Genomic DNA, 11,967 nt, shown 5'->3' with positions numbered 1-11,967 from the left:
ACTGGTTATCACAAATGATCAAACGTCATCTGACCGAGGTCAAACCGGCGCCATGCCAGTGTCACGGACTGCGCCACGTGTTCTCGGGTCAGCGAAGTGCCCACCCGCGGCGTTCGTCGTTCAGTGACTGGATATTCGACCCCGCCGCAACCGGGTGGTTCCCCTTACGTGGCCGGCGACTCCCGAAGCGTCCGGTGTCGGTCGATGCGGCACCGTGGCCGGGCCAGGCCCTTCGCGGCCGTGGCAACGCCGATCGCGCGAGGCGCGCTGGATCCCTACCGTATGGCACCGGGCCCGACACCCCACAGCCTGCGGCACTGCCACAAGACGCTGATCACCGAACGCTGGATCGACGCGTTGGAGGCCCCGCCTTGCGACAAATACCCGCTCGCCGGTCGCGATCCTCGACGACCTGCTGCGCGAGCGTCGCGAGAACGCCGGCGACCCGTCCAGTCGCCTGGATGTCATGCGGATGCCGGCCCACTCGAGGAGCCCGTTGACAGCGAAACGTCCGCAGCCCACGGGCGGGAGGTGAGCCAGTACGCCGAAGATCGTTAAGGATTCCGCACACAGGATGCCCACAGACGACGATTTGATCTTCGCTGTTGAGGGTGGAAACAGAGGCTGACCTGGGTGGGCGATACTGGGATCGAACCAGTGACCTCTTCGGTGTGAACGAAGCGCTCTCCCGCTGAGCTAATCGCCCGGGCGCGTCCAGAACCATACCGCACCCGAACCCCCAGACAGAAACCGCCAGCCGGGTTTCGCGTTGCGCGATGTCCGTCTTGGGCAGACACTACTGGCCATGCACGCGTCGACCATCAGGTATCCGCTGGCCCTGCGGTTGCTCGACGATGCTGACGAGGGCGAGCGGTACATCCAGGCGGAGCTGCGCTACCTCGCCGACGACCCGCTCGCGGTCACCGCGGTGTTCGACACCACGGCGCGGGAGCCGGTGCCGTGGATCTTCTCGCGCGACCTCCTCGGAGCTGGCCTGGACGAGCCGAGCGGCCAGGGTGACATCACGGTGTGGCCGGCCCTCGACCCGTACGGCACGCCGACGGTGCGAATCCGACTGCGTTCGCCGGAGGGCGACGCCGTGTTGGAGGCGCCGGCGTCGGCGGTGGAGGACTTCCTGATCCAGACATGGACGCTGGTACCGAGGGGTCTGGAGGGCCGGTTGTTGAGCATCGACGCCGTCCTGGACTCGCTGCTCGACCGTACCTGACCAGACGTCGCTGTTGTGCACCGCGCACCGGTGGATTACGGTCTTCTGCACCCGAGACCCCGGCTACGCGAGGTAGAACCCGTGACCTTCAGCCACGACGTCGAACACGCCCTCGAGGTGGTCGTCGACCTGGTGAACACCGATCCGACGGCAACCGGCACCGAGAGCCTGCCCGACGTCGGCGCGCTGCGCGTGTTCATCGACACCCACAAGATCAGTGAGATCGAGAGCGTCAACGACGCCGACCTGCGGGCCGTGCGCGACCTGCGTCCCCGGCTGCGCGCGGTGTTCGAGGCCGACGACACGTCCGGCGCGGCGAGTCTGGTGAACCGGCTGCTCGACGGGGCCCGCGTCATGCCGCGGCTGACCGACCACGACGGCTACGCCTGGCACATGCACTACTTCGCGCCCGGCTCCGCGCCGGCGGAGCACATTCTCATCGACGCCGGCATGGCGCTGTCGTTCGTGGTCGTCGCCGGCGAGCACGAGCGGCTGCAGATCTGTTCCGCGCCCGACTGCGAGCGGGTCCTGGTCGACCTGTCGCGCAACCGCTCCAAGCGCTACTGCGACAGCCGCACCTGCGGGAACCGCCTGCACGTTGCGGCGTACCGCGAGCGGCAGCGCGCCGCGGCCGTCTGACGTCTTGTCGACGCCGACCGCTCACGGCTCGGGGTCGGCCGCGCTGCGCCGCGCGAACACCGTCGCCAGCCGCCGGGTGACCGGCCCGGGGGCCGTCAGTTCACGCCGTCGGTCGCCCCACGCCACCGCCGAGACGGCCTGCACGTCGCGCGTCGTCGAGGTGAGAAAGATCTCGTCGGCGCGGTCGAGCACGTCGAGGCCGAGCTCAGCCTCCTCCGCCTCGGTCCACTCCAGGACGAGGTCGCGGGTGACACCGGCCAGGCACCCCGTCGACGTCGGCGGGGTCAGGACCTGCCCGTCGACGACGACGAAGACGTTGCTGCCGGTGCCCTCGCAGAGGCGGCCGCGGGTGTCGGCGCAGATGGCCTCGGTGGCGCCCAGCTCATGCGCCCGGGCCAGCGCGATGACGTTCTCGGCGTACGAGGTGGTCTTCAGCCCGGCGAGCGCGCCGCGCTCGTTGCGCGGCCACGGCACCACGGCCACCGTCGCGACCGGGGGCATCGGCGCCGCCGCTGCGATGGCGACGACGAGCGTCGGGCCGGCGTCGCCGCGCTGGGAGCCCAGCGGACCCATTCCCCCGGTGTAGGTGATGCGCAGCCGGTACATGCCGCGGCCGGTCTGGCCTACGACGGCCGCACAGGCCTTGGCGACCGTCGGCCCGTCCGGCGCCGGCAGCCCGAGCCCGGCCGCCGACCGGCCGAGCCTTGCCAGGTGCCGGCCCAGCGCGAACGGAACCCCGTCGAGCACCTTGATCGTCTCGAAGACGCCGTCGCCCACGGTGAGGCCGTGGTCGAAGGCGCTCACCGTGGCCGCGGCATCGTCCAGCAGCTCACCGTTGACCCATGTCAGCACGAGGCCAAGCCTACGAGGCGCTCGGCTTTGAGCTCCGTCTCGGCCCACTCACGCTCCGGGTCCGAGCCCCAGGTGATGCCGGCGCCCGTGCCGAAGCGCAGGACGCCGCCGTCGGCCCAGAACGTCCGGATGCCGACCGCCAGCTCCCCCTCGCCGGTGTCGGCGTCGACCCAGCCGACGGCGCCACAGTAGGGGCCACGCGGCACCGGCTCCAGCGCCTCGATGGCCGCCAGCGCGCTCGACTTCGGCGCGCCGCTCACCGAGCCCGGCGGGAACGCGGCCGCGAACAGCTCCGGCCAGCCCGCACCGGGCAGCAGGCGGCCGCTCACGGTCGACACGAGGTGGACCAGGCCGGGGTGCGGCTCCACTCCGAGGAGCTCGTCGGTGACGACGCTGCCGGTGCGGCAGACGCGCGAGAGGTCGTTGCGGACCAGGTCGACGATCATGACGTTCTCGGCGGCGTCCTTCGCGGTGAGGTCGCTCTGAATGCGTCCGGTGCCCTTGATCGGCGACGACGTCACGAGGTCGCCCCGCCGGCGCAGGAACAGCTCCGGCGACGCGGTCACGACCTGCGCACCGGGGACGTCGATCAGCCCGGCGAACGGCGCCTGGTGGTGATCGCCGAGCCTGTTCGCCAGTGGCAGAAGTCCCTCGGCGAGGGCCGGCAGCTCGGCGGCGAGGACGCGGCAGACGTTGACCTGGTACACGGTGCCGGCCGCGATCAACTCCCGCACCGATCGGACCGCGCCGACGTAGCCATCGCGGTCCAGCGACGAGGTCCAATCGCCGGCCGCCGGGCCCTCCCAGGGACGCTCCGAGCGTGGGAGCACGACGCGTTCCCACTGGTCGAAGCGGGCGCACGTGATCCGGCCCTCGAAGGTGACGACAACGGCCCACCGGCCGCCCCGATCCAAGACCCGCAGGTCGTCGGAGATCTGGCTCAGGCCGGTCGCCAGCATCCCGCCCAGGTACGCGAGAGGGCGTGCCGGCTCGTCCACACCACGCGACGCTACCGCGTTTGGCGACGGCGGCTCCGATGGGCTAATGTTTCATCCGCACCGCGGTTCCGGTTCCGGTCGGGGCAGGTGCGTGCGGACGTAGCGCAGTTGGTAGCGCATCACCTTGCCAAGGTGAGGGTCGCGGGTTCGAGTCCCGTCGTCCGCTCGGAGCGAGGCTTTCGGCCTCATCACGGTGGAGTGGCCGAGAGGCGAGGCAACGGCCTGCAAAGCCGTCTACACGGGTTCAAATCCCGTCTCCACCTCGGCACGAAGACTGGGGCGATTAGCTCAGCGGGAGAGCGCTTCCCTGACACGGAAGAGGTCACTGGTTCAATCCCAGTATCGCCCACCACGTTTCAGCAGGTCAGAGGCCGGGCGTCATCGTCAGGCACCGGCCTTCGGGCGGCTGTCCGGCAACGTCCGACATCCAGCCATCCAATCGGAGGGCTTGGGCGTGTCACAAGCGACCACACCGTCGCCGACGATCTGCACGGTCGACCTGGGCGGGATCGAACTGAGCTGAGCTCCGCAGCAATCGCCGACGATGGGCCCGATGAGTACGTGTCCCCCAAGTCATCCTGGCAGTCTGCCCTGGTCAGACTGAAGTTGGTGGGACTTTCATTGGTCCAGACCGTTTCGCCCGAGCGCGTCTATTGCGGCATGCACCGGGGGTTTCCATGCGAGAAAGTCCGTGTTGTCAGCCCACTGATCCACGGCCCCAGACAGCGGTAGGGCGCGCAGCGCTGGATCGGTGATCGTCTGCGCCAGAGCTCGTGCGAACCGTTCGGCGTGCAGCACCCGGAACGGCCGACCGTGGTACAGGCGGCGCGTCGGATCCACCGGCTCCGCGAGACTCGTGGCGTTCTGCGCGGCGGCTACCAGCTCGTAGGCATCACACAAGTGACGTTCTCGTGCCGAGCTTCGTTCCGCCGTCACCGCGCCGTGCAGCGCCGGCGTGAGTCGCTCGGCCACCGACAGCTCCTGGAACGCGCTGCCCAGCCACTTGTTGTAGGGCGCGTAGCGTCGCCCCAGCATGAGACACAAGCGCATCAGGTCCCGCACCAGTCGGCCGGCGACTACAGCGGAGCCCAGGTCGTCACCCACCTCGGCGCAACGTCCAACAAAAGCCTCCTCCTGCGCGATCCGCTGCCATTGACAGGCGAGGAGATAGCGCCACACCTGATCGGGATACCAGGCCAGCCTTCGCCGAGCCGCGGTGAGCGTGCCCAGTTCGTCGTGGAACACCGCACCGCCAGTGACCTCGCAGAGCTTTTGCTGCGGCATCGCCAGCCAATGGCGAACCGTCGGTTCGCCGGACCCCACATCGAGGCCGAGCTGGTCGTACAACCATCGGCTGACATCGGTCAGCCAGACCCGGTGATTGACTGGACCGTCCGTCATCGCCATCCGACCGATCGGGTCATCCGGGTCAGCGTGATGGAAATGCGTCGGCCAGCCCCGCACATGTTTCGGCAGCCGCTCCCGCAATAGCTCGTGCAGGTCGGCACCGTAAACGGATGCGTCCTGTGGATCGAGGAAGAGACTCAGCCGCGGTCCCCATTCGTGATCCGTTGATCGGGCGGTATCGAAGCCCAGCACCTCAGATCCCGTCCCGACACGCGCAGCGGCGTAGCACAACCCGGGAAAGGCCGCATCGAGGATCGGCCGCACCGCCTCTTCGTAGAAGACACGTGACAGTTCAAGGCCAGGGACGAACTCGGGAGTCTGTGTCGGCATTCGCTGACTCTGCTCGGCCAAAGCAACGAAAGCCAACCAATATCGCCGAGCCCAAGCTACGAAGCGACGAAAGACCACTGGGCTGGATGGACAGTCTGGAGTATTCAGGTCAGCCAACGTCGCTCGCCTGCGTTGCTGGCCGCCACGTTGGATGACGACGTGATCGCCCAACCCATGATCATCAACGGTGGGCGACACCATGACGTCGCCAACCGTTGATGATCAGGAGAAGGCCGCGGAGCGACTGTGCGGCCGGCCTTGTCTCTATTCGTCTACGTCACCGGTGAACACCGTCCGGGCGGGCTGCGCGGCGTTGTTGGACCTGTCGATCGCCGTGACGGTGAAGACGTCTCCTGGGGCGGCTTCGGTAGTCCCGTTGGTGAGGTTCCCGTTACGCCTGACGACATACTGGATGTCGCGGCCCGAATCGACGTTGTCCGTCGCGTCGTCCCAGACGATGTTGACGTGGCCGGGAAGTTGTGGCGGTGGCCCCTCCACGAAGCGAAGGTTGGTCGGCGGGGTGGGTGGCTCGACATCGGTCGACGGCTCGGTGGTGAAGCTCACCGTGTTGGTGGTCCCGAAGACCTCGCCTGTCTTCGCGTCGGTGTACCTCACCGAGATGTCGTAGCGGGCGCCCCGTTCCAGGTTGTACAGCCAGACGAGTTCACCGGGGTCCGCGTATCCTCGCTCGGTGCCGTCGAGGAGGGGCTGCATCGCGGTTTCGCCGTTCAGGACGGTGGCCTCCAGGCCGGTGTTGATGGTCGTGCAGCAGGGGTCCGCCTGCAGGATCGCGCCGTTGCGGTCCAAGACGTTGAGTTGCAGCGTGGGGATGGCCGGGTCGGCCGTGGTATCGGCCGAGGCGGATGTCGGGATCGCTCCTGGTGCGGCCATCATGGCCGCGACGGCCAGCATGGCGCTCAGCCGTGTCCTACGGCGCGTGCTGCGACGATCAGTCACGTTTCCTCCTGTCGTGGAACTCACCTCACGGGGTGGCAGCGCCCCACATCCGGAGGGAACGCAGCCGCCCCCGTGCTCTACGGCTATACGTGCATCGGATGCCGTTGGATTGGATCAAGGTTCTCGAGCGGGTCGATCTCCCGGTCGAGCCTTGCGAGCGGATCGGCCATTCGGCGTGGTTGCCTGCCGATCCCGTCCCGCATACCGTGCGGCCGTGGACCTCTTCTCACGTTCGTGGACGGCGTTGCGCTCGGCGGTCGCAGAGCTCTCGGACGAGGACTTCGAGCGGCCGTCCGGCTGCACTGGCTGGCTCGTGCGCGACCTGGTGTGCCACCTGGTCATCGACGCACAAGACGTTCTGATCACCTTGGTCACGCCCGCCGAGACCGAGCCGACCGTGGACGCGGTCACGTACTGGGAGCTCGTCGAGCCCCCGACCGGCGACGACCCGCTCGATGCGCTGATCCCCCGGCTCGCCGCCGCCTACGGCGAGCCGTGGTTGCTCAAGTTCCACCTCGACGACGTGGGGTCCGCCGCGGGCCGCGCCGCGGAGCTGGCCGATCCCGCGGCCCGCGTCAGCACCCGCGACCAGGTGCTGACCGTCGGTGACTACCTGTCCGCGTACGTGCTCGAGTGGACCTTGCACCACCTCGACCTGATCGCGCAGCTACCGACGGCGGCCGAGCCGCCCGCTGAGACCGTCGCGGCGGCCCGCGCATCGCTGGAGGAGATCGCCGGGGCCCCGTTCCCGGCCTCGTTCTCCGACCCCGGCGCGCTGCTGGTCGGCACCGGACGGCGCACGCCCACGGACGCGGAGGCGGCGGCGCTGACCTGTTTCCGCGCCAAGCTCCCGCTCGTCCTCGGCTGACTCGGGCGAGGACGAATTTCCCTCGACGACCGACGCATGATCGCGCGCCGACCGGGAACGTTATGGAGTTAGGCGTCCCGCTCACCTGGGTCGCGGGACGCCGCCGGTCCTGGCCGTTACGTCACCTGCGGCCAGGACCCTATTGCCGGGGCGGGTGCCCGCAGCATTTCGGGGTTGGGATCGGACGGAGAGCCGCATGCGCTCAGGCCGGGCGCTGACGGGCCGCGTCGAGGAGCGACCACCCCGCGCCCAGGCCCGGCAGCGCGATGACCACCCCGCAGCCGGGCACGACGACCAGCTCGGCGCCGCCCACCGGCTCGGCTCGGCGCTCCTCCCCCACGTGTCGCAGCAAAGCGACGGCCGCGACGTCACCGTCTTGCGGTCCTGGCCGCCCCCGAAGCACCTCACGCAGCGCCGCGTGGACGTCGTCGTCGGGACCGGTCAGCGCCACCGTCCGGCCCACCCCGACCTGCCCGCGCAGCTTTTCCACGCCGTCCGTGACGACCACCGCGTCCACGTTGGCCGCGACCAGCCGCCCGGCCGCGTCCACGAGCGTCGTCGCCCGCGGCAGCACGGCTTCCAGGGTCACCCGGCCGTCTGGCCAGTCGCGCACCGCGGCCCAGTCGCCGACGACCGGCCAGGCGGCGGTGTCGGCCGCCGCCGCGCGCAGCAGCGCTCCCCCGTGGCTGGCGCGGATCGCGCCGGACCCGCCGACCAGGTCGGCGCCGGCGTCGTCCACTCCGGACACCCGCGCGGGCTGATGCGCCGCGCGCAGGTCGGCGAATCGATCGAGGACGGCCGCGGTCCAGCCCAGCTCGCGCAAGCGGCTCCTGGACGACGACATGGTTGAGACCTCCGGTGGCGGCGAGGCCTCGCGCGGCACTAGCGGCGCGACGACCTCCAGACGGGAGAGCGCCGGGGTGCATGACCCGCAAACACGGCTCTCACCTCCTCCGACGTGTCGAACTGGCACATTGACGATGCGCTCACCGTAGCTCGCCGCCGTCGGCGGGGGCCACCGAATATCTCGCGCCGGCGGCAGGGCGCGCTCCCGTCGCCCCGACGGCGACCGCGCCGAGCCGGCAGCCCGCCGCGAGCGCCTCGGGCACGTCGGCGCCGGCGACCCACGCCGTCAACAGCCCTGCCGCGAAGGCGTCACCGGCGCCGGTCGAGTCGACCACCGCCGCCGGCCGCGCCCGCACGCGCCGCACGCCGTCGCCGTCGGCCCACACGGCACCGTCCGCGCCGAGCTTCACCACCACGGCGCCGCCGGCCGCCGTCGCCATCGCGGCCGGGGTACCTGCGCTGTCTGCCAGGACGTCGGCCTCGTCGGCGTTGGCGAAGAGCAGGTCAACGCCGTCCACCCAGGTGAGGAAGTCCGGTCCGGCCGCGCGCAGTGGTGCCGCCGACGCGGCGTCGACGCTGGTGGTGAGCCCGGAGTCGCGCGCCTGACGCAGGGCGGCGAGACCGGCCGGGCGGGAGCCGTCGTCGAACAGGGTGTAGCCGGACAGGTGCAGGTGCCGCGCGCCGTCGTCGGCCGCCGCCGCGACGGCCGTCGCCGCCACCCGCGGATCGAGCCGATCGTTGGCGCCGCGGTCGCTGATCATGGTGCGTTCGCCGTCGCGGACCAGCACGACGACGCTCCCGGTTCCGGCGTCCGGCGACACGGACACCTGGACGCGCACGCCCGCGGCCCGCAGCTCGGCCACCCGGTCCCGGCCAGGACCGTCGTCGCCCACGGCGCCGACGAACGTCACGGCGGCACCGGCGGCGGCCAGCCAGGCGGCCGTGTTGGCGCCCTGGCCGCCGCCGGCTACGCGCACCGTCGCCGGCGTGTCGGAGCCTGGCGCGAGGTCAGCGGCGAGCACGGCCAGCACGTCGGTGGCGACGTCGCCGACGGTGACGATCACGAGGCGTCCGCCAGCGCCGCCGCGATCCGGGCCGCCAGGTCGGCGTTGGCGAGGATGATGCGCACGTTGGTCGCCAGGCTCGCCCCCGCCGTGGCCTCGTGGAAGTGGGCCAGCAGCACCGGCGTCACGTCCTTGCCGGTCACGCCGTCGCGCTCGACGATCTCCAGGCCGTCGGCGAGGACGCGGTCGTGCAGGTCGCGGTCGAGCTGGGCCTGCGCCGGCACCGGGTTGCCGACCACCAGGGCGGCGCCGGTGACGCCGAACCCGCGCTGGGCCCGCCACGCCGCCGCGACCTGCTCGGGGCTGTCCAGCCGCCAGTCGAGGTCGAACCCGCTGTCGGTGACGTAGAAGCCGGGGAACCGGTGCGTCCCGTAACCGGCGACGCCGACGCCGAGGGTCTCCAGCCGCTCCAGAGTGGCGCCGACGTCGAGGATCGACTTCACCCCGGCGCACACCACCACGATCGGCGTGCGAGAGAGCGTCGTGAGGTCGGCGGACTCGTCGAAGGTCTCAGCGGCGCGCCGGTGCACTCCCCCAAGGCCGCCGGTCGCGAACACCTCGATCCCGACGGCGGCGGCGACGGCGCTCGTGCTGGCCACCGTCGTGGCGCCGTCGACACCTGCCGCCGACGCGACCGCCAGATCACGCACCGACAGCTTGACGACGTCGTCGGAGCCGGCCAGCCGCTCCAGGCCGGCGTCGTCGAGCCCGACGACCAGCGCGCCGCCGACCATCCCGACCGTGGCCGGTATCGCACCTCGTCGGCGCACGGTGGCCTCGATGTCACGGGCGACGGCCAGGTTGTCGGGCCGAGGCAGCCCGTGCGAGATGATCGTGCTCTCCAGCGCGACGACGGGCCGACCCGCCGCGAGCGCCGCACGCACGTCGTCGTGGACGCGAATCCTCGGTTCCGGGGGCATGCTCCGGACGGTACCGTGACGAGATGGGCGTCACGCACGAGGTCACCAACCAGCCACCCCCGCTGACCGGGTACGACGCGTTCGGCGCCGACGTCGCGCTGGTCGAGGCGTTCCAGCGGTACGGGTGGGCCGACGACCGCGTCGAGCTGGACCACCTCGGCCGGCAGGCCGGCTCCGAGGAGGCCCAGCGATGGGCGCGTGAGGCCGACGTGAACGAGCCTGTCCTACGCACTCACGACCGCTACGGCCATCGCATCGACGAGGTCGAGTTCCACCCATCGTGGCACCGGCTGATGTCCACGGCGCTCGAGTACGGCCTGAGCGCCGACCCGTGGTCGCGGCCGCTGCCCGGCGTGCATGCCGCCAGGGCCGCGAAGTTCATCGTCTGGAGCCAGCTCGAAGCCGCTCACCTGTGCCCGGTGTCCATGACCTACGCCGCCGTTCCGGCGCTGCGCACCGACCCTGGTGCCGGCGCGGCGTGGGCCGACCGGCTCGGCGGCATCTACGACCCCGGGCTGCGGCCGCCGGCGACGAAGCACGGCCTGCTCGCCGGGATGGCGATGACGGAGAAGCAGGGCGGCTCCGACGTGCGCGCCAACACCACCCGCGCCATCGCGCACGGAGATGGCTGGTACCGGCTCACCGGGCACAAGTGGTTCTGCTCCGCCCCCATGAACGACCTCTTCCTCGTGCTCGCCCAGGCACCGGGCGGGCTGACCTGTTTCGTCCTCCCCCGTGTCCTCGACGACGGCGGCCGCAACGCGATGCGCATCCAGCGGCTCAAGGACAAGCTGGGCAACCGCGCCAACGCCTCGGCCGAGATCGAGCTCGACGGCGCGCTGGCCCAGCGGCTGGGCGACGAGGGCCGCGGCGTCGCCACGATCATCGAGATGGTGGCGGCCACCCGCCTGGACTGCGTGCTCGGGTCCGCCGCGCTGCTGCGCCGGTCGGTGGCCGAGGCCAGCTGGCATGCCGCGCACCGGTCCGCGTTCGGCACCCTGTTGGCCGACTCCGAGCTGATGCGCGCCGTCCTGGCCGACCTGGCCGTGGAGTCGGAGGCCGCGACGGCGCTGGGCATGCGGCTGGCCGCGGCGGTCGACCGCGCCGACGACCAGCACGAACGCGCCCTACGCCGCATCGGGCTGCCGCTGGCGAAGTACTGGATCTGCAAGCGCACCCCGGCCGCCGTCGCCGAGGCACTGGAGTGCCTGGGCGGCAACGGCTACGTCGAGGAGAGCGGGTTGCCCCGGCTCTACCGCGAGGCGCCCCTGAACTCCATCTGGGAGGGTGCGGGCAACATCCAGGCGCTCGACCTGCTGCGGGTCCTGGGGCGCGAGCCGGACGCCGTCGCCGCCTGGCGCACGGAGGTCGAGGCCGCCAAGGGGCAGGACCGCCGGCTCGACGAGACGCTGGCCGCGACGATTGCGGAGCTGGCCGGTACCCCGTCGCCGGGGCCCGGCCGCGCCCGCGACCTGGCCGGTAGGATGGCCGCGTTGCTGCAGGCCAGCCTGCTGGTCCGCTATGCGCCGGCGGCCGTGGCCGACACGTTCTGCGCCACTCGGCTCGACGGTCGTCACGGGGTCTACGGCACGCTGCCGCCGGACGCCGACACCGAGGCGATCGTGCGCCGAGCCACCCCGGAGGCGTCGTGATCTGTGCCGCGTGTGCCCAGGACCGCCACGACGACTGCCCGGCGCGGACGAAGGGCCGCACCTGGTGCGACTGCCAGCACCAGACCGCCGACCGCCCCGTCGAACCCGCCACCGGCCACCCCTCCGAGTGACCCCGCCGCCGTCATCCCAAATGATCACGTTCAGCACGAAACCTCGTGTCGCACCATGCTCACAAGCCAGGTGAC

The 11,967-nt window shown here is 71.1% G+C and carries 11 protein-coding genes and 4 tRNA genes; 7 read left to right on the top strand and 8 right to left on the bottom strand.

Annotated features, from left to right (window positions below):
- Nucleotides 1–634: 634 nt before the first annotated feature.
- Nucleotides 635–706: transfer RNA gene (locus tag E1269_RS14695), tRNA-Val, on the bottom strand.
- A 99-nt stretch (nucleotides 707–805) separates the two neighbouring features.
- On the opposite strand from E1269_RS14695, the gene E1269_RS14690 reads away from it, so the two are divergent.
- Nucleotides 806–1,228 carry an SsgA family sporulation/cell division regulator gene (locus tag E1269_RS14690; protein ID WP_131895735.1) on the top strand — a complete coding sequence of 141 codons (423 nt, stop codon included), beginning with the start codon at nucleotides 806–808 and terminating at the stop codon, nucleotides 1,226–1,228.
- A gap of 81 nt (nucleotides 1,229–1,309) precedes the next feature.
- Complete coding sequence (locus tag E1269_RS14685) at nucleotides 1,310–1,867, top strand: CGNR zinc finger domain-containing protein (RefSeq protein WP_131895733.1); 558 nt, start codon at nucleotides 1,310–1,312, stop codon at nucleotides 1,865–1,867.
- A 21-nt stretch (nucleotides 1,868–1,888) separates the two neighbouring features.
- Here the strand turns inward: E1269_RS14685 and E1269_RS14680 are convergent, their stop codons facing one another.
- Entirely contained in the window at nucleotides 1,889–2,719 is an 831-nt protein-coding gene (locus E1269_RS14680) for an aminotransferase class IV (protein ID WP_131895731.1), read from the bottom strand.
- A complete protein-coding gene (locus E1269_RS14675; protein ID WP_131895880.1) occupies nucleotides 2,713–3,678 on the bottom strand; it encodes a chorismate-binding protein in 966 nt (321 codons plus the stop codon). Before E1269_RS14675 ends, E1269_RS14680 begins: the two co-directional genes overlap by 7 nt.
- 132 nt (nucleotides 3,679–3,810) lie before the next feature.
- Here E1269_RS14675 and E1269_RS14670 point away from each other — a divergent pair.
- From E1269_RS14670 to E1269_RS14660, 3 genes are all read left to right on the top strand, one after another.
- Nucleotides 3,811–3,883, top strand: a tRNA-Gly gene (locus E1269_RS14670).
- A gap of 26 nt (nucleotides 3,884–3,909) precedes the next feature.
- Nucleotides 3,910–3,980, top strand: a tRNA-Cys gene (locus E1269_RS14665).
- Between the two features lie 14 nt (nucleotides 3,981–3,994).
- A tRNA-Val gene (locus E1269_RS14660) sits at nucleotides 3,995–4,069 on the top strand.
- Nucleotides 4,070–4,335: 266 nt separating this feature from the next.
- On the opposite strand, the gene E1269_RS14655 is transcribed toward E1269_RS14660, so the two are convergent.
- Complete coding sequence (locus E1269_RS14655) at nucleotides 4,336–5,454, bottom strand: DUF4037 domain-containing protein (protein ID WP_131895729.1); 1,119 nt, start codon at nucleotides 5,452–5,454, stop codon at nucleotides 4,336–4,338.
- Between the two features lie 264 nt (nucleotides 5,455–5,718).
- Complete coding sequence (locus E1269_RS14650) at nucleotides 5,719–6,411, bottom strand: hypothetical protein (protein ID WP_131895727.1); 693 nt, start codon at nucleotides 6,409–6,411, stop codon at nucleotides 5,719–5,721.
- 214 nt (nucleotides 6,412–6,625) lie between these two features.
- Between E1269_RS14650 and E1269_RS14645 the strand changes: the two genes are divergently transcribed.
- Nucleotides 6,626–7,279, top strand: a complete 654-nt coding sequence (locus E1269_RS14645; protein ID WP_131895725.1) for a maleylpyruvate isomerase N-terminal domain-containing protein — start codon at nucleotides 6,626–6,628, stop codon at nucleotides 7,277–7,279.
- A gap of 202 nt (nucleotides 7,280–7,481) precedes the next feature.
- Here the strand turns inward: E1269_RS14645 and E1269_RS14640 are convergent, their stop codons facing one another.
- From E1269_RS14640 to E1269_RS14630, 3 genes are all read right to left on the bottom strand, one after another.
- Entirely contained in the window at nucleotides 7,482–8,123 is a 642-nt protein-coding gene (locus E1269_RS14640) for a ribosome small subunit-dependent GTPase A (protein ID WP_131895723.1), read from the bottom strand.
- Nucleotides 8,124–8,265: 142 nt separating this feature from the next.
- Nucleotides 8,266–9,189, bottom strand: a complete 924-nt coding sequence (locus E1269_RS14635; protein WP_131895721.1) for a carbohydrate kinase family protein — start codon at nucleotides 9,187–9,189, stop codon at nucleotides 8,266–8,268.
- Nucleotides 9,186–10,109 (bottom strand): pseudouridine-5'-phosphate glycosidase, encoded by a 924-nt coding sequence (locus E1269_RS14630; protein ID WP_131895719.1) that lies wholly within the window; start codon nucleotides 10,107–10,109, stop codon nucleotides 9,186–9,188. Before E1269_RS14630 ends, E1269_RS14635 begins: the two co-directional genes overlap by 4 nt.
- Before the next feature lie 23 nt (nucleotides 10,110–10,132).
- Here E1269_RS14630 and E1269_RS14625 point away from each other — a divergent pair, with 23 nt between their 5' ends.
- Nucleotides 10,133–11,761 carry an acyl-CoA dehydrogenase family protein gene (locus E1269_RS14625; RefSeq protein ID WP_131895717.1) on the top strand — a complete coding sequence of 543 codons (1,629 nt, stop codon included), beginning with the start codon at nucleotides 10,133–10,135 and terminating at the stop codon, nucleotides 11,759–11,761.
- The last annotated feature ends 206 nt before the right edge of the window (nucleotides 11,762–11,967 follow it).

The sequence above is a fragment of the Jiangella asiatica genome, from assembly GCF_004349065.1.
In the GTDB taxonomy this organism is placed as follows: Bacteria; Actinomycetota; Actinomycetes; order Jiangellales; family Jiangellaceae; genus Jiangella; species Jiangella asiatica.
This window is presented reverse-complemented; position numbering and strand designations above follow the sequence as displayed.